At 67.9% G+C, this 25,928-nt stretch carries 24 protein-coding genes; 7 read left to right on the forward strand and 17 right to left on the reverse strand.

Features of this window, described 5'->3' with window-relative positions; translation table 11 throughout:
* Positions 1-72: 72 nt before the first annotated feature.
* Positions 73-621 (reverse strand): TetR/AcrR family transcriptional regulator, encoded by a 549-nt coding sequence (locus JFC09_RS16765; RefSeq protein WP_198394963.1) that lies wholly within the window; start codon positions 619-621, stop codon positions 73-75.
* A gap of 215 nt (positions 622-836) precedes the next feature.
* Between JFC09_RS16765 and JFC09_RS15565 the strand changes: the two genes are divergently transcribed.
* On the forward strand, positions 837-2,351 hold the full coding sequence (locus tag JFC09_RS15565) for an MFS transporter (protein ID WP_198394988.1): 1,515 nt from the start codon (positions 837-839) through the stop codon (positions 2,349-2,351).
* 33 nt (positions 2,352-2,384) lie between these two features.
* Here the strand turns inward: JFC09_RS15565 and JFC09_RS15570 are convergent, their stop codons facing one another.
* Genes JFC09_RS15570 through JFC09_RS15615 form a run of 10 tightly spaced genes read right to left on the reverse strand, consistent with a single transcriptional unit; the run spans position 2,385 to position 12,940 of the window.
* Positions 2,385-3,839: a sodium:solute symporter gene (locus tag JFC09_RS15570; RefSeq protein ID WP_198394964.1), complete on the reverse strand. Its 1,455-nt coding sequence runs from the start codon at positions 3,837-3,839 to the stop codon at positions 2,385-2,387.
* Between the two features lie 30 nt (positions 3,840-3,869).
* Positions 3,870-5,510 (reverse strand): thiamine pyrophosphate-binding protein, encoded by a 1,641-nt coding sequence (locus JFC09_RS15575; RefSeq protein ID WP_198394965.1) that lies wholly within the window; start codon positions 5,508-5,510, stop codon positions 3,870-3,872.
* Entirely contained in the window at positions 5,507-6,568 is a 1,062-nt protein-coding gene (speB, locus tag JFC09_RS15580) for an agmatinase (RefSeq protein ID WP_198394966.1), read from the reverse strand. The genes JFC09_RS15575 and speB overlap by 4 nt, the downstream gene beginning before the upstream one ends.
* Positions 6,569-6,613: 45 nt before the next feature.
* Positions 6,614-7,711 (reverse strand): histidinol-phosphate transaminase, encoded by a 1,098-nt coding sequence (locus JFC09_RS15585; protein ID WP_198394967.1) that lies wholly within the window; start codon positions 7,709-7,711, stop codon positions 6,614-6,616.
* A 30-nt stretch (positions 7,712-7,741) separates the two neighbouring features.
* Positions 7,742-8,620, reverse strand: a complete 879-nt coding sequence (locus JFC09_RS15590; protein ID WP_198394968.1) for a tetratricopeptide repeat protein — start codon at positions 8,618-8,620, stop codon at positions 7,742-7,744.
* On the reverse strand, positions 8,617-9,624 hold the full coding sequence (locus tag JFC09_RS15595; RefSeq protein ID WP_198394969.1) for a vWA domain-containing protein: 1,008 nt from the start codon (positions 9,622-9,624) through the stop codon (positions 8,617-8,619). The genes JFC09_RS15590 and JFC09_RS15595 overlap by 4 nt, the downstream gene beginning before the upstream one ends.
* Positions 9,621-10,601, reverse strand: a complete 981-nt coding sequence (locus JFC09_RS15600) for a vWA domain-containing protein (RefSeq protein WP_198394970.1) — start codon at positions 10,599-10,601, stop codon at positions 9,621-9,623. Before JFC09_RS15600 ends, JFC09_RS15595 begins: the two co-directional genes overlap by 4 nt.
* Positions 10,595-11,038 (reverse strand): hypothetical protein, encoded by a 444-nt coding sequence (locus JFC09_RS15605; protein WP_198394971.1) that lies wholly within the window; start codon positions 11,036-11,038, stop codon positions 10,595-10,597. The genes JFC09_RS15600 and JFC09_RS15605 overlap by 7 nt, the downstream gene beginning before the upstream one ends.
* Complete coding sequence (locus JFC09_RS15610; RefSeq protein ID WP_198394972.1) at positions 11,028-11,945, reverse strand: DUF58 domain-containing protein; 918 nt, start codon at positions 11,943-11,945, stop codon at positions 11,028-11,030. Before JFC09_RS15610 ends, JFC09_RS15605 begins: the two co-directional genes overlap by 11 nt.
* Complete coding sequence (locus JFC09_RS15615) at positions 11,945-12,940, reverse strand: AAA family ATPase (protein ID WP_198394973.1); 996 nt, start codon at positions 12,938-12,940, stop codon at positions 11,945-11,947. The genes JFC09_RS15610 and JFC09_RS15615 overlap by 1 nt, the downstream gene beginning before the upstream one ends.
* A gap of 551 nt (positions 12,941-13,491) precedes the next feature.
* Here JFC09_RS15615 and nrdH point away from each other — a divergent pair.
* The 5 genes from nrdH (at position 13,492) to JFC09_RS15640 (ending at position 18,718) form a co-directional block, all read left to right on the forward strand.
* A complete protein-coding gene (gene nrdH / locus JFC09_RS15620) occupies positions 13,492-13,740 on the forward strand; it encodes a glutaredoxin-like protein NrdH (RefSeq protein WP_198394974.1) in 249 nt (82 codons plus the stop codon).
* Between the two features lie 15 nt (positions 13,741-13,755).
* Entirely contained in the window at positions 13,756-14,157 is a 402-nt protein-coding gene (nrdI, locus tag JFC09_RS15625) for a class Ib ribonucleoside-diphosphate reductase assembly flavoprotein NrdI (protein WP_198394989.1), read from the forward strand.
* Complete coding sequence (gene nrdE / locus JFC09_RS15630) at positions 14,139-16,301, forward strand: class 1b ribonucleoside-diphosphate reductase subunit alpha (protein WP_198394975.1); 2,163 nt, start codon at positions 14,139-14,141, stop codon at positions 16,299-16,301. Before nrdI ends, nrdE begins: the two co-directional genes overlap by 19 nt.
* A 36-nt stretch (positions 16,302-16,337) precedes the next feature.
* Positions 16,338-17,312 (forward strand): class 1b ribonucleoside-diphosphate reductase subunit beta, encoded by a 975-nt coding sequence (gene nrdF / locus JFC09_RS15635; RefSeq protein ID WP_198394976.1) that lies wholly within the window; start codon positions 16,338-16,340, stop codon positions 17,310-17,312.
* Between the two features lie 221 nt (positions 17,313-17,533).
* Complete coding sequence (locus JFC09_RS15640) at positions 17,534-18,718, forward strand: RtcB family protein (RefSeq protein ID WP_198394977.1); 1,185 nt, start codon at positions 17,534-17,536, stop codon at positions 18,716-18,718.
* 95 nt (positions 18,719-18,813) lie between these two features.
* Here the strand turns inward: JFC09_RS15640 and JFC09_RS15645 are convergent, their stop codons facing one another.
* From JFC09_RS15645 to JFC09_RS15670, 6 genes are all read right to left on the reverse strand, one after another.
* The gene (locus tag JFC09_RS15645; protein ID WP_232483691.1) at positions 18,814-19,647 is read right to left on the reverse strand and encodes an ABC transporter substrate-binding protein; all 834 of its coding nucleotides are present in this window, start codon (positions 19,645-19,647) and stop codon (positions 18,814-18,816) included.
* Positions 19,644-20,630: an NAD(P)H-dependent flavin oxidoreductase gene (locus JFC09_RS15650; protein ID WP_198394978.1), complete on the reverse strand. Its 987-nt coding sequence runs from the start codon at positions 20,628-20,630 to the stop codon at positions 19,644-19,646. Before JFC09_RS15650 ends, JFC09_RS15645 begins: the two co-directional genes overlap by 4 nt.
* 165 nt (positions 20,631-20,795) lie before the next feature.
* On the reverse strand, positions 20,796-21,581 hold the full coding sequence (locus JFC09_RS15655; RefSeq protein WP_198394979.1) for an enoyl-CoA hydratase: 786 nt from the start codon (positions 21,579-21,581) through the stop codon (positions 20,796-20,798).
* Positions 21,578-22,636: an enoyl-CoA hydratase/isomerase family protein gene (locus tag JFC09_RS15660; protein ID WP_198394980.1), complete on the reverse strand. Its 1,059-nt coding sequence runs from the start codon at positions 22,634-22,636 to the stop codon at positions 21,578-21,580. The genes JFC09_RS15655 and JFC09_RS15660 overlap by 4 nt, the downstream gene beginning before the upstream one ends.
* A complete protein-coding gene (locus tag JFC09_RS15665; RefSeq protein ID WP_198394981.1) occupies positions 22,633-23,799 on the reverse strand; it encodes an acyl-CoA dehydrogenase family protein in 1,167 nt (388 codons plus the stop codon). The genes JFC09_RS15660 and JFC09_RS15665 overlap by 4 nt, the downstream gene beginning before the upstream one ends.
* A 281-nt stretch (positions 23,800-24,080) precedes the next feature.
* A complete protein-coding gene (locus JFC09_RS15670) occupies positions 24,081-24,593 on the reverse strand; it encodes a MarR family winged helix-turn-helix transcriptional regulator (protein WP_198394982.1) in 513 nt (170 codons plus the stop codon).
* 70 nt (positions 24,594-24,663) lie between these two features.
* Here JFC09_RS15670 and JFC09_RS15675 point away from each other — a divergent pair, with 70 nt between their 5' ends.
* A complete protein-coding gene (locus JFC09_RS15675) occupies positions 24,664-25,407 on the forward strand; it encodes an SOS response-associated peptidase (protein WP_198394983.1) in 744 nt (247 codons plus the stop codon).
* Positions 25,408-25,928: the final 521 nt, after the last annotated feature.

A 25,928-nucleotide genomic window follows, 5' to 3' on the forward strand; every position in this document is an offset into this window, starting at 1 on the left:
TGTGACGCGGCCGACCGCACGCGGCCCGGTGGGAGGAGACTCCCGCCGGGCCGCGCGCGTGTCTGCTGGGCGTCAGCCGCGCACGCTCGAGCGCAGCAGCTCCAGGGTGCGCAGCAGCGCGTCGATGTCGGGGAACCCACTGGGGTCGTCAGCGTTGTCCGTGTCCGCGGTGAGGGAGGCGTTGTAGTAGAGCCCGTCGCCCATGAGGAGCACGGCGAGTGACACGTCCCGATCGCCGATCTCGTCCTCGATGAGCTCCAGCCAGCGGGTGCGGATCCGCTGGATCGCCTCCGTCGCCCGGGGCTCCGCGCTCAGCGACAGGCGGAATACGGCTAGGAAGGTCTGGTCGAACGGGGTCCCGACCTCAGCGGACGTCGTCACGTAGTGCGCTGCGGCACCTTCCGGTGCCCCCTCCATCTCCGCCACGTCGAGCTCCGCCCGCTCATGCAGCCTCTCCAGGAGTCCGTCGACCAGGGCGCTCTTCGAGGCGAAGTGGTACAGCAGCCCGCCCTTGGAGACCTGTGCCCGCGCGGCGACCGCGTCGAGTGTCGTGGAGCGCTCGCCCTCGTCGATGAGCATCCCCTCGAATGCGTCGAGGAGTCCTTCGCGTGCCGTCGTCATGCTGGCGACCCTATCGGAGGCGCACCGCGGACGACCGCAGGCTGACGAACGTCACATCCTGCGGGCTCGCCACTGTACCGACTGGACGGTAAAGTTCGGGGTGGTCGTTCGGGACCTCCTGTCCGCAGGATCCCTCCCGCAGACCTCACCCACTCATCTCAGATCCACACCCCGGATCGACCCCTCTCGACGGAGCACCCGTGAAGACGCTGTTCATGCCGACCACCGCGACGACCCTCAGCCCCCGCCGCCGCTGGGCCGCGCTGGCCGTGCTCATGCTCCCGGTCATCCTCATCGCCGTAGACAACACGGTGCTCGCCTTCGCGGTGCCGGGGATCTCTGCGGCGCTCGCACCCACGGGCACACAGCTGCTGTGGGTGGTCGACGCCTATCCGCTCGTCCTCGCGAGCCTGCTCGTCCCCATGGGCAGTGCGGGGGACGCGTTCGGCAGGCGGCGGCTGCTGCTCACCGGTTCCCTGGGCTTCGCGGTCGTGTCCGCGGTCGCGGCTTTCGCGCCCACTGCGGGGGCGCTCATCGCGGCCCGTGCGGCGCTGGGGTTCTTCGGCGCGATGCTCATGCCGGCGACCCTGTCGATCATCCGCAACGTCTTCGAGGACCCGACGGAGCGCCGCACGGCGATCGCGGTCTGGGCCGCAGGGTTCTCCGGCGGTGCCGCACTGGGCCCGATCGTCGGGGGCTTCCTGCTCGAGCACTTCTGGTGGGGTTCCGTCTTCCTCCTGGCCGTCCCCGTCCTCGTCCCGCTGCTCGCGCTCGGCTTCTGGCTCATCCCCGAATCGCGGGATCCGCACCCCGGTCCCATCGATCCCGTGAGCATCCTGCTCGTCATGGCGACGATGACCCCGTTCGTGTGGGCGATCAAGGACGCCTCGCAGAACGGTGTGGGCGCGGCACCTCTGGGCGCGCTCGCCGTCACCGCGGTCTGCGGCACGCTCTTCGTCAGGCGTCAGCTCGCTCGAGCGAAGCCGATGCTCGACGTGCGCCTCTTCACGGTGCCGGCGTTCAGCGGGGCGATCATCGCGAACCTGCTGAGCGTGTTCTCGCTCGTCGGGTTCCTGTTCTTCATCGCCCAGCACCTGCAGCTGGTGAGCGGACGGACCCCCATGGAAGCCGGTCTCGTCCTGCTGCCGGGGCTCGTCGTCACGGTCGTCGCGGGACTGGCGGTCGTGCAGGTCGTCCGGTTCGTGCCGGCGGCGGCGGTCGTCGCCGGTGGCCTGCTGCTCAATGCGGTGGGCTACGGGGTCGTGCTCGTGAGCGGCCAAGCGGGGTCGGACACGGGCCTGCTCGTCGCCTTCGTGATCCTGGGTGCGGGCGTGGGTGCGGCAGAGACGATCTCCAACGACGTCATCCTGTCCGCGGTGCCAGCGCAGAAGGCGGGTTCGGCCTCGGCGATCTCGGAGACCGCCTACGAAGCGGGTGCGGTGCTGGGCACGGCCGTGCTCGGCAGCATCCTCACCGCCGCCTACCGCACCCGGGTGGACGTCCCGGGCGACCTCGGCGCCGCGGACACGGCGACTGCGGGGGAGACGCTGGGCGGTGCCGTCGAGGTAGCGGACCGGTTGCCGGCCCCCGCCGCCGAGGCGCTGCTCACCTCCGCGCAGCACGCCTTCGATTCCGGCGTGGTGGTCACATCCGCGATCGCCGCGGCCCTCATGGTGATCGCCGCCGGCATCGCCGCGGTCACACTGCGGAAGCCCGCTCCGGTTCGGTGAACTGCCGGCGACCGTTCCGCGTGCTGTATGCGGTCAGCGGCGCAGCCGGGCGTCCCACGCCGTGAGCACCGGCTCCGGTGTGGGGCGTGAGACGAGTGAGCCGACCAGGTAGGCGATGATCGAGGCGGCCAGGCCCGTGTAGATGGGGGAGTCCGCGAAGATCCCCACCGTGATCATCATGACGATGGTGGTGACGGATCCCGCGATCATCCCGGCGAGCACGCCCACGATCGTGCCCCGACGGAACACCAGCCCGCCGAGGATCGGGATGAGCAGACCCGCGACGAGGATGTTGTAGGCGACGGTGAGCGCTTCGACGACGCTCGGCATGACGCACGCGAGCCCCATGCTCACGACACCGAACACCGCGAGCCACACGCGGGACGCGGCCAGGCGGCCGGCCGATTCGTCGACGCCGCCCAGTTCGTGGGCGGGGCCGGTGTCCGCGTCGTCACCCCGGCCTCGGCGACGGGTGAGCTGCTCGACGACGTCCTGACGGAACACGGTGGAACCGGCGATGAGGGCGCCGGAGGCGGTCGACATGACGGCCGACAGCGCCGCGGCGAGCACGAAGCCCGCCAGTAGCGGCGCCATCGAATGGTCGACGACGGCGGTGAACACGTCATCGGTCACCTCGATGCCGGGCACCAGGATGCGTGCGGCGGTGCCGATGAGAGCACCGGCGATCGCGTACAGGAGGCAGTAGAGGCCAGTGGACAGACCGCCCCAGCGGGCGACGCCGGGGGAGCGGGCGGTGAACACGCGCTGCCAGATGTCCTGACCGATGAGCAGCCCCAGCGTGTAGATGAGGAAATACGTGAGGATCGTGGAGGCACCGATGCCGACGGGGTCGAACACCTCCGGACCCAGCGCCTCGCTCATGCCGGAGAAGCCGCCGGCCTGCACGAGGACGATCGGCAGGAGGATGAGGAAGATCCCGATCGTCTGGATGATGAACTGGACGAAGTCGGTGAGCGTGATCGACCACATGCCGCCCAGCAGCGAGTAGAGGATGACGACGAATCCGCCCAGCAGGATCGCGGGCACCCGGTCGATGCCCAGCAGCGCGTGGAAGATGCTGCCGTAGGCGACGGTCGACGTCGTGGCGATCATGAGGCCGTACGCGGACATGATGATGCCGGACACCGCGCGGGACCCGCGGCCGTACCGCAGCTCCAGCATCTGGGAGACGGTGTAGATCTCCAGCCGCTGGATCTTCGGGGCGAAGAGGAGACTGAGCGCGACGATGCCCAGACCGATGCAGAAGACGAGCCACATGCCGGACAGGCCGAACTCGTAGCCCAGCCCCACACCGCCCACGGTGGACGCACCGCCCAGGACGACCGCCGCGAGCGTGCCCGTGTACAGGAGGGGGCCCAGCCGCCTGCCGGCGACGAGATAGTCCTCCTGCGTGCGGGCACGGCGCATGCCCCACACGCCGAACCCGATCATGGCCAGCAGATAGAGGAGGACGACGGCGATGTCCATGGGGGCTCCGTCCGGGTCAGTCGGGGGCGGTCAGGCCTGCTGCTCGAGGACGTGGATGACGGTGGGACGGTCGGCTGCCAGCGCGGTGCGGACCTCCCGCGGCAGATGCTCGTCGAGATCCGTGTGGGCCACTGTCGCACCGCGGGCACCCATCGATTCCGCGAGCAGAGCGAAATCCGGCCGGTGCAGGCGGACGGCGAACGGTTCGATGCCGCGCTCCACCATCTGGTGCTCGATCTCCTCGTACCCGCCGTTGTCGACGATGACGAAGGGGATCGGCAGGGCCAGTTCGACGGCGGTGGCGATCTCCTGGATCGCGAACATCGCGGCCCCGTCGCCCACGATGCAGGCCACAGGGCGGTCCGGCGCGGCGAGCCTGCCGCCGATCGCCGCAGGGATCCCGTAGCCCAGCGTCGCGTAGCCGGGCATGTAGAGCAGCTGGTCGGGTGTGCGGGCGACGAGCGCGTGGACGGTCCCGTCGTAGGTGACGCGCGACGAGTCACCGGCGATGACGACGTCGTGGCCGGCCGCCTCCTGCACGAGCGCGGTGACCCGCGCCCCGATGTGCGTCGCATCGAAGTCGTGCGCGACCTCCCGGCGCAGCTGCGCGGCCCGTGCCGTGCCGTCCTCCCGGGAGCCGTCGCCCTTCCCCAGTCGTGTGAGGAGACCGTCGACGAACGCCGTGGCGTCGCCCAGGACGAGCACCTGCCCGCGGAGGTTCTTGTGCAGCTGGTCCGGGTCGATGTCGCATCGGATCACCGTCTGGGTGGTGTTCTCCTCCTGGATGCCGATCATCCCGCCCCACAGGTCCGAATCCGCGATCTCCGTGCCGAGGACCAGAAGGACATCGGCCTCGCGCGACGCCTGCTGCACCGAGGGGAACCGCACGTTCGCGCCCACCGCGAGCGGGTGGGTCTCGTCGACGATCCCCTTGCCGTTCGCCGTCGTCGCCACGGGAGCGTCCAGCAGCTCGGCCAGCCGAGTGATCCGGTCGGCGGCACGGCGGGCCCCACCCCCCGCGATGATGAGGGGACGGACGGAGCCGGCCAGGGCCTCGGCGGCGGTGTCCACCGCGTCCTCGTCGAGGGGACGCGGGCGGGACGGCCAGGGGGCGGCGGTCGTGCCGTGCCAGCCCCCTTCGAGCACGTCGAGCGGGACCTCGATGTGGACCGGACCCGGACGCGACCCTTCGAACAGGGCGAACGCGTCCGCGATGGCCTGGGCCGCACCCTCCGCCGTCCGTGTCCGGTGCGCGGCGACCAGCAGGTGGCTGAGCGCGCCGGACGAGTCCTTCGTCTCGTGCAGCATGCCGACGTCGGCCCGCTCCAGTCCCGTCGGCACACCGGGGGACAGGATGAGCATGGGACGCGACTCCGCGTACGCGGTCGCCGCCGCGGTGATGACGTTCGTGAGCCCCGGGCCCGAGGTCGTGATGACTACCCCCGGACGCCCCGACACGACGAAGTACCCGTCCGCCGCGTAGCCCGCGCCCTGCTCGTGCCGGGGCGTGATCGCGCGGATCCCGAACCGGTGGAGGTGACGGTAGAACTCCAGGTTGTGGGTGCCGGGGATGCCGAACACCGTGTCGACCCCGTGGGCCGCGAGTGCGGCGACGACTGCAAGGCCGCCGTTCTCGTAGGCGAGGTTGCCGTTGTCGTTCGCGTCCGTCATCGTGTGCCTCCTGTCGGACTGCTGCCCGGCTGCGCTCCTGCGGCGTCGCGCGCGAGGTGTTCCGCGACGGGACCCGCGACCGCGGTGCGTCCGGCCTTCTGCCCCGCCCACAGGGACAGGATCTCGTAGCCCAGCTGGGCGGCCGCCAGTCCCGTGATCTCCGCGTGGTCGTAGGCGGGGGCGACCTCGACGATCTCCGCGCCGACGACGTTGAGCCCCGCCAGGCCGCGGACCGCGTTGAGCAGCTCGCGGTTCGTGAGCCCTCCGGTCTCCGGAGTGCCGGTGCCGGGTGCGGCGGCCGGGTCGAGCACGTCGATGTCGATCGACAGGTACACGGGTGCGTCGCCCAGGCGTGCGTGCATCCGCTCGATGATCTGCGTGAGCGGTTGGAACTGGAAGTCGTCCGACCGGATGATCTGGAAGCCCAGCACCCCGTCCGCCTCCAGGTCCTCCTTGCCGTAGAGGGGTCCCCGGATCCCCACGTGGAGGCAGCGCTCGAGGTCGAGCAGCCCCTCCTCGCTGGCGCGCCGGAACGGTGTCCCGTGCGTGTACGGGGCACCCATGTAGGTGTCCCACGTGTCCAGGTGCGCGTCGAAGTGCAGGACCGCGACGGGTCCGTGCGTGCGGTGGACGCTGCGGATGTTCGGCAGTGCGAGGGTGTGGTCCCCGCCCAGCATGAGCAGCTTCGACCCGTCCGCCCGCAGGGCGTCCGCGGTCTGCTCGACGGTCGTGATGGCCGCCTCGATGTCGAACGGATTCACACCCAGGTCGCCGCAGTCCGCCACCTGCTGGGCAGCGAACGGGTGCACGTCGACGGCCTGGTTGTAGGGCCGCAGCAGCTTCGAGGACGTGCGGATGTGGTCGGGTCCGAAGCGTGCGCCGGGCCGGTAGCTGACACCGGCGTCGAACGGCACTCCGAGGATCTTCACGTCGACGTCCGCGCCGGGACGGGCGGCCTCGACCTCGTCGAGGCGGGGGAGCAGGCCGAACGTCGAGGGTCCTGCGAAGCGGGGCGTGGCGCTGTAGTCGGCGGGTCCGAGCGGCTGATCGTGGGTCATGGCCCTCCTTGTCGTGGTGCGTCGGGTCGTGTCAGTGGGCCGGGTTCAGTGGGCCAGGCGGGGGTGGTCGCGCAGGAACGCGGCGCTCACCTCGAGGACCCGTTCGAGTCCCTCCTGCGGCCCCACGCTGATGCGCACACCGTCGCCGAGGTTGCGGACCGCCAGGGCCTGCAGGCTCGCCGCGATCTCGAACTCGTCCGACAGGTCGCCCAGGGGGAGCCAGACGAAGTTCCCCTGGGCCTGGGGGACGGTCCACCCCTGCGCGCGGAGCGCATCCGCGAACTCATCGCGCTGGTCCGCGATGACGCGGGCGCGGGCGAGGACTTCGTCGTGGTGGTCGAGGGAGATCGTTGCGGCCGTCTGACTCACCTGGGTCACACCGAACGGGATGACGGCCTTGAGGAGCCCCGCGATGACGTCCTCGTGGGCGATCGCGTACCCCACGCGCATCCCGGCGAGGCCGTGCGCCTTGGAGAACGTCCGCAGGAGGACGAGGTTCGGGTGCTCGTCGAGCAGCTCGATCCCGCGGGCGGTGTGCGGATCCGTCGCGAACTCCCAGTACGCCTCGTCGAGGGCGACGAGCACGTGGGAGGGGACACGCGCGAGGAAGGACGTCAGCTCCTCGTGCGTGAGGACGGGCCCCGTCGGGTTGTTCGGGGAGCAGAGGAAGACGATCCCGGTGTCACCGGTGACGGCACGGGCCATCGCCTCGAGGTCGTGGCGTCCGTCGGGCAGCAGCGGCACCGCGTGGCGCTTCGCCCCGGCCAGCCCGGTCACCTGGGGATACATCTCGAACGACGGCCACGGGTACACGGCCTCCGTGCGGATGTCCGACGTGATCTGGGTGATCGCGACGAGGAGTTCGGAGGCCCCCGTCGTGACGATCGTCCTGTCGGGGGACACCCCGAAAACCTCGCCGATCCGCTGTCGCAGCGCCACCGCGGCGTCGTCGGGGTACCGCGTGGGTGCGGCGCCGGGTCGGGAGATCGCCTCGAGCACCGCGGGGAGCGGGTCCAGGTGGTTCTCGTTCGACGACAGGCGGTACGGGGCGAGCCCCGCGACCTCTGCCGGCGCGCGGCCGGGAACGTAGGGAGGGAACGTCTGCAATTCGGCGCGGAGCCGGACGGGATCAGCGGTGACCATACGGCCATGGTGGCACAGGTGGCCGTCGGCTCACCACGGCTTCGACCCGGGTTCGCGCACGCCTGAGCCGGAACCGCCCCCGTTCGTCTGGGAATGGCGCTCCTCGGACTCTCGACGGCGCTCCTCGAGCTCCTCCATCCGTTCGTCAGGGTCCTCCTCGGACTCCCCACTGCCCGGGGTGTCGCCCCCGGACCCTCCCTGCGACCCCTCGGATTCGTCGCCGGAGGAGCCGCCGGTCTGGCTGTCGCCGCCCGCGGACTCCCCCTCACCGCTGGACGAGCCGCCGCCGGAATCGCCGCCGCCCTCGTCCTCTCCCGTGGAGGACGGGTCGTTCATCTCGTCCTGCGCTTCGCCGACCCGCTCCTCCTGGGACGTCATCCGCTCGTCCGCGCTCGACCCGGACGGCCGGCACTCGTCGGGCGCATCGGACAGGGTCGCGCGGGCGGTGTCGTAGCGCTCGTTCGCCGCGTCGGTCTCCTCGGCATCGCGGAACGTGCTGCCCTGCTCCTCCTGGACGAGCGCGAGGTTGACGCGGACCGCGCACTCGGCGTGCAGCGGCGAGCTCGACAGCGCGGTGAGGAGCGAGGCTTCACCGGAGTCCAGGTCGCCGTCGGCCGCCAGCGCGGTCCCCTCCGCGAAGTGCCCCTTGTACTGTTCGAACGGACTCACGCGGAGGAACGTCCGTGCCGACGACTGGGACGCCGTGTAGTCGCCGGAGGCGAACTGCGAAGCGGACCGGGTGAGCTGCCAGTGCGCGAATCCCGACCACGCGGCGAGCAGGAGGAGGACAAGGACGATCGCGCCGACGGCGATGAGCCTGCCGCGGCGGGGCCGCTGCGGCTGCGGTGCGTCGTGCGTGTCCTGCTGTGTGCCCTGCCGCGTGCCGTGCATGGTCCTCGGGTCGCTCACGGTGCCCTCCTCGGTCCGCTCAGGAGTCCCAGGCCGCGGATGCGCCGTGCGGCGAGGACGGATTCGACCGCCAGCCACGCGACGAGCGGGATGAAGAGGGCCCACGTGAACTCGTTCACCGCCTGGGTCGTCTCCTGTCTCTCCTCGACGACCCTGTCGACGTCCGGGAAGTCGAAGGACACCGGGGAGCCCGCTGTGCGGTGGACGTAGTCGACCCCCATGTCGTCCGCGATGTCCTGGAGGTTCCCCTCGTCGATCTTCGACACGGCGTCCGCCCGGGTCGACGGGTCGACGATGTAGTCGACGTCCTCGTCTGTCCAGTAGCCCCGGGTCTCCTTCATCTTGCCGCCGCCCGCGGTGCCGTAGCCCCAGACCGCGCCGCCGTCGATGAGGTCCGCGATCCCGCCCATCGGCTCCGGGTCGTCGCCCGTGGTCTGCTCGCCGTCACCCAGGTAGAAGACGACGCGGGCGCTGTCAGGACGGTCCTCGGCTGCGCGTTCGAGGCGGGCGACGAGGTGGTCGCGAGGAGCGGTGACGGAGCTCCCCGACGAATACAGCGTGATTTCGGGTCGCAGCACGTCGAGGGCGGACCGCATCGCCGAATCGTCGGTCGTGAGGGGCAGGACGGTCTGGCTGGTCGACGCGAAGGTGATGAGCGAGTACCGGGCTTCGGGGGCCTGCTCCATGAGCGCCGTGACGTCTGCTTCGACACCGTCGAGCCGTGGCGAGTCGCCGTCCCAGTCCTCTGCGATCATCGAGGCGGTGACGTCGACGACGACGAACACGTCCAGGGCGGCCTCGCTGCGTTCCGTGACGGCGGTGACCGGGACACCGGGGCGGGTGAATGCCAGCGCGAGCACGAGGACGGCTGTCGAGCGCACGATCCACTGCATCCGCCGGCCCCGGGTTCGGACCGCGAGGGTGACGCATCCGGCGATCAGGACGACGGTGACCGGGACGAGTGCCGCCCATGGCAGCAGCGGGTTGAAGACGAGCTCGGTCACAGGCGCAGCCTCCAGACGAGGACCAGCAGTCCCAGGACGCCCAGACCCGTGCCCGTGAGGGGGACGACGGGTTTGTCGTGGAAGAGTGTCACGAGCCGCCCATCGGTCAGCCGGGCCTCCGTCGCCTGGACCGACGACACGATGCGGTCGATCGCCCTCCCGTCGGACATCGAGTGGAAGTCGCCCCCGGTGGAGTCCACGGCGGCTTCGAGCTCCTCGAGGTAGGCGGGGAAGAAGTACCGCGAGGGTGCGAGGGCATAGACACGGACCTCTCGATCGATCGCGTGCTGGGCCGCTTCGTCGAGGGTGAAGAGGGGGTCCCCCGCCAGTTCGTTGTCCGTCGCGAAGATGACGGACCGGGACCTCTCCTCGTCCTTCCGGTCGAAGGCCTCCACGCAGTTGACGAGGCCGTCGCCGATCAGCGAGGAGCCGGGAACGTTCTCCGGCTGGGTGGACGTGAGGAAGTCCATTCCGGTCGTGCCGTACGACGTGAGGCCTTCGTGCGCCTCCTCGAGGAACTCCTGCGCCATGTCGTAGTCGTCGGTGAGGGGGAAGACGGTGACGCCCGTCGCGTTGAAGACCGTCATCCCGATCCGCTCGCCGTCGAAGGAATCCACGATCTCGAGGTAGGCCTCGACGATCTCCGAGTCGTACTCGATCATCGAACCGGACACGTCGAGGCAGAGCATGACGTCGCGCAGGTGGCGCTTGGGGCTGATCGTCTCGATCGTGGTGGGCCGCGCGACGCCGGCAAGGGCGAACGCGGCGGTGAGACAGATGACGGCGATGCCGGCGAGGCTCCCCCACAGCATGCGGCGCCGCGCCCGGACGTACGCCGGCAGGGCCGTGAGGCGGGTGAGGAACGCGACGGGGGCACGGCCTCGGCTGCGGGCGGGGAGCGCGAAGGCGATCCCGAGGGCGACGAGGCCGAGCACGCCCAGGAGGATCGCCAGCCACAGCAGAGGGGTGGTCACCATCGGGTGATCACCTCCCGTGCGACACGGAGCTCCTCCGCGGCCGTCTCCGGGACATCGCGCTCGAATTCTGCAGCGTAGAGCCGCGCGACCGCGTCCGCGAGCGGCGCGATCCCCGCCTCACGCATCTCGCGCTGCGTCATGTGCTTCGCCTTCGCGCCCCACGCCTCGGACGCGAAGTCGCGCAGCAGGGCGCTGAGCTCCTGCGCGGTCGCCTTCGTCGTGAGCTCCCCGTCCCGGTAGCGGGCCTCCACGTCGTCGATGAGTGAGCCGTAGCGGCTGCGGACGTGGACGGGAACGGTCCGCGGACCCACGCTGCGGCCGCGCAGCCGGCCGATGAGGGGGAGGAAGGCGACGAACACCGCCAGCAGGACGCCGAACACGGCGGCCGCGACCCAGAGGTCGGAAGCCGCCAACGGGGGGATGAGCTCATCGGGCACGACGATGCCTCTCCGCCGCCCGGTGGAAGGCCGGCAGCGCCTGCGCCGAGGCCCCTACCCGTTCTTCGACGATTCCCGCCGATCGCAGGACGCGGGCGGAGTCGTGCCGACGGGCCTCCTCCGCCTCCCGGTAGGCGCGGCTGACGGAGGGGTCGGCGGCCAGCAGCCGCGGGACCGTGGCACCGGCCTTCACCGTGCCTGCCGCGGCGCCTGCGAGCGTCGCCCCGATGTCGAACGGGATGTCCTCGGTCGCCGCGAGCGCGAGGGGGTCCGCCTCCAGCACCGTGAGCCACAGGACTTCGTGGTGGGAAGAGACCTTGCGCAGCAGGCGCAGGTGCGCGTCCGTCAGGTCGATCTCGTCGCTCACGACGATGACGAGGTGCCGCCTGCGGAGTCGGGAGCTCAGCCACTCCAGGTGGTCGAGGACCGTCGAGCGGTCGTCCGTGCCGCGATGCGCGAGGATCCGGCGCAGGATGTGCTCGAGACCGGCCTCGCTCGACTCCGGACGGCCCAGGCGCGTGCGGTGGCCGTCGCTCGCGACGAGGCACACCTCGTCGCCCCCGCGCACCGCGAACCAGCCGGCCATGCCCGCCAGCAGGATGGCGAGATCGCGTTTCACTTCGCCGCCCGCGGACATCGCGTCCATCGACCGGCCGGTGGCCACGACGAGCGCGAGGCGCAGACGACGGTGGTCGGTGTACCGCTTGACGAGGGGGACGCTGTGGCGTGCGGACGCCTTCCAGTCGATGTCGCGGACCTCGTCGCCGTCGACGTACTCGCGCAGGTCGTCGAAGTCGAGCGACTGCCCGTGGAACACCGATGCCCACCCGCCGTCGAGCAGGCTCGCCACACGCCTGTGCGTGTGGAGGGTGAGCCGGGCGCGGATGCGTGTGAGGAGCGCGGTCATCAGGGAGTCCTCACACGATTGAGGATCTCCGTCACCAGCTGGAAGGTGGTGACACCCTCTGCGATGCCTTCGAACGTCAACGCGATCCGGTGGCCCAGGATCCGCCGGGCGAGGTCCTTCACGTCCTCCGGGATCACGTAGTTCCGGCCGCGGATCAGCGCGAGAGCACGCGAGGCTCGCGTGAAGGCGATCGACGCGCGGGGAGAGGCCCCGGCCTCGATGAAGGCACCGCGGTGCCCGATCACGCGGTCCGCCGCGCGCGTGGCCCACACGAGCTCCACGACATACCGGCTGATCGCCGGGTCGATGTAGATGTTCCGTGCCGACTCCTGCATGCTCCGCAGCTCTTCGATCGTGCAGGCCGGCGCCGGGTTCGACTCGAACACCCCGTCGTCCAGCCGCCGGAGGATCTCCAGCTCCTCGTCCGGCGTCGGGTACCCCAGGACGTCCTTGAGCATGAACCGGTCGAGCTGCGCTTCCGGGAGCGGGTAGGTGCCCTCCTGCTCGATGGGGTTCTGCGTGGCCATGACGAGGAACGGGTCCGGCAGGTCGTAGCGCTTGCCGCCGATCGTCGTCTGCCGCTCCTGCATCGCCTCGAGCATCGCGGACTGGGTCTTCGCGCTGGAGCGATTGATCTCGTCGAGCAGGACGATGTGGGCGTGCACCGGGCCCAGCCGGGTGTCGAAGGCACCGGTCGACGAGTTGTAGATCTGCGTGCCGATGATGTCGCTGGGCAGCAGGTCCGGCGTGCACTGGATGCGGGCGAAGGATGCGGACACCGCACCTGACAGGGCGGACGCGGCGGTCGTCTTCGCCAGACCCGGGACGCTCTCGAGCAGCAGGTGGCCCTCCGTGAGGAGGCCGATGAGCAGGGATTCGCACAGCCGGCGCTGTCCGACGACGAAGGTGTCCAGGTAGGCCTGGACCCGGGCGAGGACCTCTGCGGCAGAGGCGATCTCCCGAGTGTCCGCCGTCGACGGCTGGTGCGCTGTCATGCTGTCTCCTCCAGTGTGGTGCAGTGTCGAGGTGTCTGCTGTCGAGGGGCCTGCTCGCCTCTGGACACCACGGTATAGGTGGGCACGGACTCGATGCGTGCTCCCGTGTGCCGGATCGGGAACAGCGGAGGCGCTCACAGGGAGCGCCCGAACGACCGTCACGAGTGCCGTGCGGCCCCGGACGGAAATAGTTACCTGCCGGTACGTATCAGGGGGTGCCGACAAGCGGGCCGACGCAAAAGAATTTTTGAATGTGGACGGGTGGGTCCGACCTGGGGACGGGCTGGGGACGACGACCGCGTCGGGCTGAGGGGGAGGGCTGCACATCCCGCGCGGGACGCCGCAGAGCGAACGACAGGCGTGTCATTCACAGCCTGTGGAGAAGTCGGCCGGGCTGTGTGCACCCCGTGTGCACGACACGCGGGGCCGACCGGAATCACACTGGTGTAACACACCATATGGGGGTACTGTTGGCGGCAAGCACAACATCTAGTGGTCTGACGGCTGGGGGGCATTCAGCGGTCAGGCGGCGGAGAAGGACGGAAAACCCTATGATCACCGTGTACACGAAGCCGGCATGCGTGCAGTGCAATGCGACTTTCCGCGCCCTCGACGCGCGTGGTGTCGAGTACCGCTCGGTCGACCTCAGCAAGGATCCGGGCGCCCTCGACGTCGTCAAGGCGATGGGGTACATGCAGGCACCCGTTGTGGTGACCGAAGACGATCACTGGTCAGGTTTCCGCCCTGACAAGATCGGGACGCTCGGCCAGCAGGCAGGCGCAGCGTCCTCTGTGGCCTGAGTGGTGCAACGAGATTTGCTCGTCGTCTACTATTCGAGCCCGTCCGAGTACACCCACAAGTTCGCGCAGAAGCTGCATCATCCGGTGCTGCGTCTGCCGCTGATGACGAAGGATCCCACACCCGTCATCGATGAGCCGTTCGTGCTCATCACTCCTACATTCGGCGCCGGCATCAACCGCGGCTCGGTGCCCAAGCAGGTCATCAAGTTCCTCAACGTCAAGAACAACCGCGACAGGCTCGTCGGTGTGATCGGCGCGGGGAACACGAATTTCGGTGAGGACTACTGCCGTGCGGCGCACACCGTCGCCGCCAAGTGCGGCGTGCCGGTCCTCTACCGCTTCGAGCTCCTCGGGATGCCCGAGGACGCGGAGAACGTCAACAAGGGATTGGACGAACTGTGTCAAGCATCAGCGTAGAAAAAGACGTCGAGGCGATCATCCGCGAAGAGACCGACCTCGATTACCACGCACTCAACGCCATGCTCAATCTGTACGATGCGGACGGCCGCATCCAGTTCGAGCGTGACCGTCAGGCGGCGCGCCAGTACTTCCTCCAGCACGTCAACAACAACACGGTCTTCTTCCACAACCTCCGGGAGAAGCTCGATTACCTCGTCGACCACGACTACTACGAGAAGGAGGTGCTGGACCAGTACTCGTTCGAGTTCATCCAGCAGCTGTCCGATCTCGCGTACTCGAAGAAGTTCCGCTTCCAGACGTTCCTGGGCGCCTTCAAGTACTACACGTCGTACACCCTCAAGACGTTCGACGGGAAGCGCTACCTCGAACGCTTCGAGGACCGTGTCGTCATGGTGGGCCTGTTCCTGGCCCGCGGCGACGAGGAACTCGCGACGCGTCTCGTGGAGGAGATCATCGCCGGCCGTTTCCAGCCGGCGACCCCCACATTCCTCAACGCGGGGAAGAAGCAGCGCGGCGAGCTCGTGTCGTGCTTCCTCCTGCGCATCGAGGACAACATGGAGTCGATCGGCCGGTCGATCAACTCCGCTCTCCAGCTGTCGAAGCGCGGCGGTGGTGTGGCGTTCTCGCTCACGAACATCCGTGAGCACGGGGCGCCCATCAAGAAGATCGAGAACCAGTCGTCCGGTGTCATCCCGGTCATGAAGCTGCTCGAGGACTCTTTCTCGTACGCGAACCAGCTGGGCGCACGTCAGGGTGCCGGCGCGGTCTACCTCAACGCCCACCACCCGGACATCTACCGGTTCCTCGACACGAAGCGTGAGAACGCTGACGAGAAGATCCGGATCAAGACCCTCTCGCTGGGCGTCGTCGTCCCGGACATCACGTTCGAACTGGCGAAGAGCAACGAGGACATGTACCTCTTCAGCCCGTACGACGTGGAGCGTGTCTACGGCGTTCCGTTCACGGAGATCTCTGTGACGGAGAAGTACTACGAGATGGTCGACGACGCGCGGATCCGCAAGACGAAGATCAGTGCGCGCGAATTCTTCCAGACGCTGGCGGAGATCCAGTTCGAGTCCGGCTACCCGTACATCATGTTCGAGGACACGGTGAACCGTGCGAACCCGATCGACGGGCGGATCACGATGTCGAACCTGTGCTCGGAGATCCTCCAGGTCTCGGAGCCCAGCCAGTACGACGCGGATCTGGGCTATGACACGGTCGGCAAGGACATCTCCTGCAACCTGGGCTCGCTCAACATCGCACTCACGATGGACTCCGAGGACTTCGGCGGAACGATCGAGACGGCGATCCGTGGTCTCACCGCGGTGTCGGACACGTCGGACATCGAATCCGTGCCGTCGATCGCCCGTGGCAACGACATGAGCCACGCGATCGGGCTGGGCCAGATGAACCTGCACGGGTATCTCTCGCGGGAGCACATCTACTACGGTTCCGACGAGGGTCTGGACTTCACGAACATGTACTTCTACACGGTCACCTATCACGCGGTGCGCGCGTCGATGGAGATCGCGAAGGAGCGCGGACGCACGTTCGCGGGCTTCGAGCGGTCGAAGTACGCGACGGGTGAGTACTTCGAGAAGTACACCGATCAGGAATGGGCGCCCCGCACGGATCGTGTGGCGCAGCTGTTCGCGGAAGCCGGTGTGGCCATCCCCACGCAGGACGACTGGCGTCAGCTCAAGGCGGATGTCGCGGAGTACGGGATCTACAACCAGAACCTCCAGGCGGTGCCGCCCACCGGCTCGATCTCCTACATCAACAATTCGACATCGTCGATCCACCCGATCGCGTCGAAGGTGGAGATCCGCAAGGAGGGCAAGCTGGGCCGCGTGTACTACCCGGCGCCGTTCATGACGAACGACAACCTGGACTACTACCAGGATGCGTACGAGATCGGCTACGAGAAGATCATCGACACGTATGCCGAAGCCACCCAGCACGTGGATCAGGGTCTGTCCCTCACGCTGTTCTTCATGGACACCGCGACGACCCGTGACATCAACCGTGCGCAGATCTACGCGTGGCGCAAGGGGATCAAGACGATCTACTACATCCGCCTGCGCCAGCTCGCACTGGAGGGCACTGAGGTCGAGGGCTGCGTTTCGTGCATGCTCTGACCGTCACCGCACTCACACAGACCAAGAGGAGATCACATGACTGAGATGCCGCAGGTGGTCTCGCCCATCGATCCGATCAACTGGAATCGCATCGAGGACGAGGTCGACGCTGAGGTGTGGGACCGTCTCACCGCCAACTTCTGGCTGCCGGAGAAGGTCCCGCTGAGCAACGACGTGCAGTCGTGGTCGTCGCTGACGGAGCCGGAGAAGCTCCTGACGATGCGCGTCTTCACGGGGCTCACGCTCCTGGACACGATCCAGGGGACCGTGGGTGCTGTGTCGCTCATCCCCGATGCGCTCACGCAGCACGAAGAGGCGGTCTACACGAACATCGCGTTCATGGAATCCGTGCATGCGAAGTCGTATTCGTCGATCTTCTCCACGCTGGCGAACACGCGGGAGATCGACGAGGCGTTCCGCTGGTCCGCGGAGAACACGCACCTGCAGAAGAAGGCGCAGGTGATCGTCGATTACTACGAGGGTGACTGCCCGCACAAGCGGAAGATCGCCTCCGTGATCCTCGAGTCGTTCCTCTTCTACTCGGGCTTCTACCTGCCGATGCACTGGTCGTCGCGGGCACGGCTCACGAACACCGCGGACCTCATCCGGCTCATCATCCGTGACGAGGCGGTGCACGGGTACTACGTGGGCTACAAGTACCAGCGCGGGCTGGACGGTGCGGATCAGGCGCTGAAGGACGAGCTGAAGGACTTCACGTTCAGCCTGCTCTACGACCTGTACGAGAACGAGGTCCAGTACACGCACGACCTGTACGACGAGGTCGGCCTGGCGGAGGACTGCAAGAAGTTCCTCCACTACAACGCGAACAAGGCGCTCATGAACATGGGCTACGAGCCGATGTTCCCGAAGGACGTCACGGATGTGAATCCGGCGATCCTGGCGGCCCTGTCGCCCAACGCGGATGAGAACCACGACTTCTTCTCCGGGTCCGGCTCCTCCTACGTCATCGGCAAGGCCGAATCGACGGAAGACGAGGACTGGGACTTCTGACCCGCCCCCCGGGCCGTTCAGTCCGGTTGCGTCTGACAGCGCCTCCGCTCCTGCAAGAACCCTTGCAGGAGCGGGGGCGCTTCGCTGTTGCGCCATACGGAACAGTCCGGCCGGGATACGGTGAGAGACCGGTGACGATCGAAGCCGCCCGTAGACGGCGGCACACATATGGGTCCGGTGGAGAGCCCCGATGACGACCGGGCGGGTAGAAGGAGGATGACGTGTCGGGACAGTGGATCGGTTCGAAGCTCATCAACTGGGCGAGTGCGATCGACCCGGCGGCACTGCGGCAGGCACAGCAGACCGCGGACCTCAGCTACGTGCAGCCTCACGTCGCCCTCATGCCGGATGCGCACCTGGGCCGGGGAGCGACCGTCGGGTCGGTGCTCCCCACCGTCGGCGCGGTCATCCCGGCTGCCGTGGGTGTCGACATCGGCTGCGGCATGATCGCCGTGCGCACGCAGTGGGTCGAGGAACAGGTGAAGGGTGCTGGAGACCTCTCGCGTCTGAGGAAGGACATCGAAGCCCGCATCCCGCTCTCAGCGGGGAAGAGCAACCGGAATCTGTCCGTGTCAGCGCACCGGCGGGTCGACGAGCTGCGCCGGCTGTGGGCGGACAGCGGCATTGCGGGTGATCCGTCCGACTACGCGAAGCGCTGGGACCTGCAGCTGGGAACGCTGGGGTCGGGGAACCACTTCATCGAGGTCACCGTGGACGAAGAATCGCGGGTGTGGGCGTTCCTCCACTCCGGCTCCCGAGGCGTGGGGAACCGGATCGCCCAGCACCACATCCGTGTCGCGCAGCAGGAATGCGAGGACGCCGGCATCGACCTGCCGGACCGCGACCTCGCACACCTCACCGAGGGGACGGCGACGTTCGACCGCTACATCGCAGAACTCGACTGGGCTCAGCGGTATGCCGCACTGAATCGTGACGAGATGATGGAGCGGGTGCTTGCGGCGCTCAGCCGCCACATGGGGGAGGAGCCGCAGGAGTCCCAGAGGATCAACTGCCACCACAACTTCACGCAGAAGGAAACACACGGGCATCGCGAGCTGTGGATCAGCAGGAAGGGGGCGATCGCCGCACACCAGGGGCAGGCGGGCCTCATCCCCGGTTCGATGGGTACGGCGTCCTATGTCGTCGAAGGCAAGGGGAACGCCGATGCGTTCTGCTCCGCCCCGCACGGGGCAGGGCGCGAATACTCACGGACCCGCGCACGGAAGACGTTCACCCTGGAGGACCTGCAGCGGGCGATGAAGGGGATCGAGTACCGGAACTCCGCCGCCTTCATCGACGAGATCCCCGCGGCATACAAGAACATCGACCGCGTCATGGAAGACGCCTCCGATCTGGTGACCGTCGTCCACCAGTTCCGGCAGCTCCTCAACGTCAAGGGCGACTGACCCCGCCCATTCATGTCCGCCAAGCGAACGGGCCGCCCGGTGGACAATCCACCGGGCGGCCAGTGTTCTACAGCTGAGGAAGAACGATCCGACGGTCAGTCGCGACTCGCTTCCTCCGCAGGAACCTTCGCGGGCTCTGCTGCGTCTTCGAACCACTCTTCGACGAGTTCGTCGTAGCTGCCGTCTTCACGCATCTCCGCCAGGAGTGCGTTGAATTCGTCGAGGACCGGGCTGCCGTCCAGCTGGACCGCGGCGGCGAGGTGCTCGTCCGTGTCGAATCCTTCGACGAGTTCGACGGAGTCATCCGCCTGCATCACCGCGAGCACCAGCGAGATGTTCGCGATGCCCGCCTCGATCTGTCCGGCCTGCAGCGACTGCTGCAGGAGCGACGACGCTTCGAACTGGACCGTGTTGAGGCCGCGTTCGGCCGCGAACTCGGAGCTGGTCGTCGCGTCCTGGACTCCGACCTTCGCGTCGCCCATGTCGTCGAGCGACGTGAACCCGGCATCCTTCTTCGCCATGAGCGCGAGGTTGTCGTAGACGATCGAATCGGAGAACAGCATCTTCGATTCGCGCTCTTCCGTCACGGTCATCGCGGCGAGTGCGATATCGCACTGTCCGGTCTCCAGCGCCGCAGCGGACTGGATCGACTCGAAGGGCGAGTTGATGAACTCCGGTTCGACCTCCAGCTTCTCCGCCAGCGCGCGAGCCAGGTCGATCTCGAGACCCTTGGCCTCACCGCCCTCCTCGAACTCGAACGGGGGAGCGGGCATCGTCGTGCAGACGGTGAGGACCCCTGGTTCGACGAGCCCCATCGAGTCGTCGGATTCCGGCTCAGAGGAGCCGCCGCCGCAGGCCGTCACCGCCAGCAGGGGGAGGACGGTGGCCGCAGCGGCCGCCCAGCGCATCCCGACGCGAACGGTGCTCATGCCGCCTGCACCAGTCCCGCCTGCACCAGTCCGGACTGGGCCTGCTGGTATTCGGCGGCGATCCTGGCGACGAGATCGCGGGCGGAGACAGAGTCCTTGATGGTGCCGATTCCCTGACCGGAGCCCCAGATCTCCTTCCACGCCTTCGGCTTCTTCGCGTCGCGGTCGGAGCCGAAGGACATCTTCGACGGATCGGATTCCTCGAGGTTGTCAGGATCCAGTCCGGCGTTCTCGATCGAGCCGCGCAGATAGTTCCCGTGCACACCGGTGAAGAGGTTCGAGTAGACGACGTCGGATGCCGTGGAGTCGACGATCATCTGACGGTAGCCGTCCACTACGTTCGCCTCGGGTGTCGAGAGGAACGCCGAACCCACATAGCCGAAGTCCGCGCCCATGACCTGGGCCGCGAGCACCGATCGGCCGTGTCCCAGCGCGCCGGACAGCGCGAGGGGGCCGTCGAACCATTCACGGATCTCCTGCACGAGGGCGAAGGGGGACAGCGCACCGGCGTGGCCGCCTGCGCCGGCGGCGACCGCGATGAGACCGTCCGCGCCCTTCTCGATCGCCTTGTGGGCGAAGCGGTTGTTGATGATGTCGTGGAGGACGATCCCGCCGTAGGACTGCACTGCCTCGTAGACGTCCTCCCGCGCACCCAGCGAGGTGATGACGATGGGGACCTTCTTGTCGACGACGACGCCGAGGTCGTGTTCGAGGCGATCGTTCGTGCGGTGCACGATGAGGTTCGCTGCGACCGGGCCCACGGGCTTGCCGGGGTTCGCGGCGGCGAACGCGGTGTTCTCCTCGTAGAGCTCGTCGAACCAGTCGGCGAGCATCTCTGCCGGACGTGCATTGAGCGTGGGGAACGATCCGACGATGCCGGATTGGCACTGCGCCTTCACGAGATCGAGGCCCGAGGCGATGAACATGGGTGAGGCGATGACGGGCACGCTCATCGGGCGTGCGAGTGCTTCCGGAAGTGACATGCTGCTCCTTCTGTCGTCTGCTGTGACGTGTGTCCACACCTTATCCCTTAGTCGAACGCTCGAAAAGTGAGCGTCATGCGTCCGGGACCGGCATAACCGTGGGCTCCGGGCGACGGGAAGTCGCACCGGAGCCCACGGGTGTGATGGTGAAGATTCAGGGGAGGATCAGGAATCCGTGAAGTTCGGCTTCCGCTTCTCCACGAACGCTGTCATGCCCTCCGTCTGATCATTCGTCGCGAGCGACGAATGGAACAGGCGGCGCTCGTACGCGAGGCCCTGCTGCAGCGTGGTCTCGAACGCGGCGTTGACGGCCTCCTTCACCATGCTCGACGCGATGAGGGACTTCGAGGCGATCGTCGCGGCGACCGCGTTCGTCTCCTCGAGCAGGGAATCGTGGGCCACGACGCGGGCGACCAGCCCGGATCGCTCCGCCTCTTCCGCGTCCATCATGCGGCCGGTCAGGCAGAGGTCCATCGCCTTTGCCTTCCCGATCGCGCGGGTGAGCCTCTGCGACCCGCCCATGCCGGGGAGCACACCGAGGTTGATCTCCGGCTGCCCGAACTTCGCCTTGTCGGAGGCGATGAGGATGTCCGCCATCATGGCGAGTTCGCAGCCGCCACCCAGGGCGAAGCCGTTGACCGCGGCGATGATCGGCTTCGACACCTCTTCGAGGCGCGTCCAGCCGGCGAACCAGTTCTTCCGGTAGGCCGTCGCGAAATCGAGCGACGACATCTCCTTGATGTCCGCACCGGCGGCGAAGGCCTTGCCCTCGCCGGTGAGGATGATCGCGCGGACGCTGTCGTCCGCGTCCGCCGCCGCCGCTGCGGCGGTGACGTCCTCGAGGACCGCCATGTTGAGGGCGTTGAGGGAGTCAGGCCGGTTGAGAGTGATCGTCGCCACGCCGTCGGCGTAGTCGACGAGGATCGTCTCGTAGGTGGCGGGAGTGCTCATGAAAAGACCTTTCGCGTCTGCTCTGTGGAGAGGATGGATGTCACGAGTGCGGGGTCGACCTCGTCGAGGGAAGCGGGCGACCACTGCGGGTTGCGGTCCTTGTCGATCACCTGTGCGCGGATGCCCTCCCGCAGATCGGGCTGCGCGCTGATGCCGCTTCCCGCACGGAAGTCGCGCTCCAGGACCTCGTCGAGGCTCATGTCGCCCGCGGTCCGCACCATCTCGAAGGTGACGGTGACGGACAGAGGCGACTTCGTGGCGATGAGGTCGCCCGCGGCCCGGGCGCGTTCGTCCGCGTGCGCACGCAGGGCGGCGACGACCTCGGCGGCGGTGTCTCCGTCGTACGCGGAGGCGATCCAGTCTTCGTCGGCGACCAGTTCGGAAGCAGGCGGCTCCTCCGCGAACCGCGCGATGACGGCATCGACGTCGTCGTCCGACCCCGCGATGGCGGAGGCGAGGTCCTCGATCCGCTCACGGGGGACGAACGTGTCGGCCAGGCCGTAGCGGATCGCGTCGCCCGCGCCGATCGGCTGGCCTGTGAGCGCGAGGTGCATGCCCACACCCTTCTGGGGGATGCGGGCCAGCAGGAACGTGCCGCCCACGTCGGGGAACAGGCCGATCCCCGTCTCCGGCATCCCGATCTTCGAGGTCTCCGTGACGATCCGGTGGGAGCCGTGGACGGAGATGCCCACACCGCCGCCCATCGTGATGCCGTCCATGATCGCGATGTACGGCTTGGGGTAGTGGGCGATGTCATGGTTCATGCGGTACTCGTCCGCCCAGAAGTCGACGGCTTCGTTCGTGCCCTCGACGATGCCCCGGTGGATGGCCTTGATGTCACCGCCGGCGCAGAGCCCGCGGTCGCCGCTGCCCGTCACGAGGACCGCCCGCACGGCGTCGTCGTCCTTCCACGCCGTGAGCGTGTCGTCGATGATCGTCACCATGTCGGCCGACAGGGCGTTGATCGCCTTGGGCTTGTTGAGCTCGATGCGCCCCAGCCCTCCGTCGACACGGGTGAGAACTGCGGCTTCGTCGCCGGTTGCTGCCATCGTCATCCCACTCCTGTGCTCCTGCGCGAGATGATCACGCGCATGATCTCGTTGGTTCCTTCGAGGATCTGGTGGACCCGCAGGTCTCTCACCAGCTTCTCCACTCCGTACTCTGCCAGATAGCCGTAGCCGCCGAAGATCTGCAGGGCCCGGTTGGCCACCTCGAACCCGGTGTCCGTGGCGGTGAGCTTGCCCATCGCGGACAGGAGACTGGTGCTGGGGTCGTTCGCGTCATAGGCCGAGGCCGCGCGCCACAGGAGGGACCGGGCCGCTTCCAGCTTCGTCTGGAGGTCCGCGACCTCGAAGCGCAGTGCCTGGAACCCCGTGAGATCCTGCCCGAACGCCTGCCGCTCACCCATGTAGGTGATCGCCTTCTCAAGCGCGGACTGCGCACCGCCCAGCGAGGCCGCGCCGATGTTGAGACGGCCGCCGTCGAGGCCGGACATGGCGATCTTGAAACCCGTCCCCTCCTCGCCGATCCGGTTGGCGACGGGAACGCGGACGTTCTCCATGAAGACCTGCCGGGTGGGCTGAGCCTTCCACCCCATCTTCTTCTCGTTGGGACCGAAGCTCAGACCTTCGGTGCCGTCCTCCACGATGAAGGCGGAGATCCCCCGTGCACCGTCCTGGCCGGTGCGCGCCATGACGAGATACAGGTCGGAGCTGCCCGCCCCGGAGATGAACTGCTTGACCCCGTTGAGGATGTAGCTGTCGCCGTCGCGTCGGGCCGAGGTCTTGAGCGCTGCGGCGTCGGATCCCGCGTTGGGCTCCGTCAGGCAGTAGCTGGAGAGCTTCTCGAACGAGGCGAGGGGGAGCAGCCACTTCTGCTTCTGCTCCTCGTCGGCGAACAGTTCGAGACACTTCGCCACCATGTTGTGGATCGAGATGTAGCTCGCGACGGAGGGGCAGCCGGTCGACAGGGCTTCGAACACGAGGACGGCGTCCATCCGGCCCAAGCCGGCGCCGCCGTACTCCTCGTCGATGTAGATGCCGCCCATGCCCAACTCCGCCGCCTGCTGGAGGGTGTCGACGGGGAAGTGCGATTCGACGTCCCAGTCCAGTGCGTGAGGGGCGAGTTCTTCGTCCGCGAAGGTTCGGCACATGGCGAACAGCTCCTGCTGTTCTTCCGTGAGCCCGAAGGGAATGACCGATGCTGTGCTGCGCGACATGCGAGCCTCCGATCTTCTGGAGCGACTGCGAGGCGTGAACCAGCACGGATGGTGGAACGACGGTCTCAGCCGCGAGGTGCGGGGATGGTTCACATCGTACGCAGAATTGCTAGGACGTCCAAGTAATGCAGGTCACGGCTGTGTGCATCCGGGGGCGCGGTACCGGCCGAAGGGGCACTCACCTCAGCCGGCGGGGCCCCCTCCCCAGCCGGCGGGGCCCCCTCCCCAGGCGGCGGGGGCCCCTCCCCAGGCGGAGGGGCGCGGCTCAGGGGCGCGACGACTCAGGGGGAGGGGTCCGCGAGGTCCCCCTCGAGGAAGGAGCGCAGCTCGGTGACCCGCTGGAGGACGTCGCGGACCCCTTCTTCCGGGATGCCCGGATGCTGGAAGACGGAGCGGTTGAGTTCGTCCGTCGCGCGAGCGACCAGCGTGCGTCCTTCCTCCGTGATCTCGACCAGGGTGGTCCTGCCGTCCTCGGGGTGGGGGCGACGGCGGGCGAGTCCCGCGGCTTCGAGGCGGTCGACGGAGTTCGTTGTCGAGGTCGCATGCACCTGCAGCCTCTTGGTGACCTTGTTCATCGGGAGGCTTCCGCGGCGGGTGAAGGACAGAAGGGCCAGCACCTCGTACCGGGAGAACGTGAGGGACAGCGGACGCAGCACCCGGTCGACCTGAGCGAGGAACAGCTGGTGCACGCGCATGACGGAGATCACGAGCGACATGCCGTCCGCCGCGTCCTCCCAACCGCGCAGGACCCACTGGCGGCGCGACTCGTCGATCGGATCGAAACCGGCGGTCATCGTCCCAGCCCTTCTTCGCTGACCCGCCGGCGGGGTGCGACGGGGGTTGGCCAGAGTCTATAGAGGTGGAATGATCGAGCGCATGTGCGGTCGGATCAACATGGGCCTCGACCCCGCGGATCTCGTGGGCGAGCTCGACATCGAGCACAGCTCCTATGTCCACAGGGAACGTTACAACGTGCCACCGGGTGGAACCCTCCCGATCCTCGTCGAGCGTGCGGACGCGAACGGAGTCGTGTCGCGCAGGCTGGAATCGGCGCGGTGGGGTCTGGTTCCGGGGTGGGCGAAGGACCTGAAGCTCGGCTACCGGGCGTTCAACGCCCGCTCGGAGACCGCGAGGACGAAGCCGATGTTCCGCTCCGCTTTCACCCGCCAGCGGGCAGTCGTTCCCGTCCACGCGTACTACGAGTGGGTGCCGGGGCCGGCAGGCAAGGAGCCGTGGATGATGCACTCCGCGGCCCACGACCACCTGTTCATGGCGGGTCTCTTCGAGTTCAAGAGGCTGTCCGATGCGGAGCTTGCGGAGGTCGGCGACGATCCCGCCGCTGCATCGGGGTGGCTCGTGAGTGCGACGATTCTGACGGCCGAGGCTCAGGGCCACCTCTCCGACGTCCACGAGCGGATGCCCGTCATGCTGCCGGTCGGCAGTGTGGGGGAGTGGACGGACCCCAGCCTGGACGGCGAGGGGGCGGAGGCGGCACTTCAGCGCCTGCTCGCCTCATTCGACCCGGGATCCGTCTCGCGGCATCGAGTGGGCACAGCTGTCGGCAACGTGCGGAACGAAGGGCCGGAGCTCGCACTGCCGCTGCAGTGAGGGCGGTGCGGCCTGCGGAGACGTGGGGGTCGAGTTGACGCTGAGCAGGTCCCTCCGGAAACGGAGCGCGACGCAGATCACGGTCCCCCGACTTGCGGAGAGCGGCGCCCCCGGCATAAGTTAGTCCTCGTTGCCTCCACGGAACGCATGACGCAGAAGCGGATCTAGCGGTGAAACCGCAGGTGAAGCGCCTGCGGAAGTGGAACAGGAGAGCGGCGGAGATCGAGCGGGAGCGACTCTTGCAGTCGCAGCGCCGAGCGGGTCACACGATGTGGGATTTGCGAAGCGGAGGCGCGATCACCTAGAGTAGTAACTCGTCGCTTGAGGCGGAACATCCTCGGATGGACGCTCACGTGACGGTCAGATGAAGAGGTGCAGCGCGACGGCGAGTCGAGTTGCGGCCAGGGAAACTGACTGCTAGACTAACGAAGCCCCTTCGGGAGAAGAGGGCAACAACCTTTCGGCAAGTGCTGGGACTGTGTGTTCTGGTGTGAGCGGTTTGTGTGTCTGTTCTTTGAGAA

The organism is Brevibacterium yomogidense (assembly GCF_016107685.1).
In the GTDB taxonomy this organism is placed as follows: Bacteria; Actinomycetota; Actinomycetes; order Actinomycetales; family Brevibacteriaceae; genus Brevibacterium; species Brevibacterium yomogidense.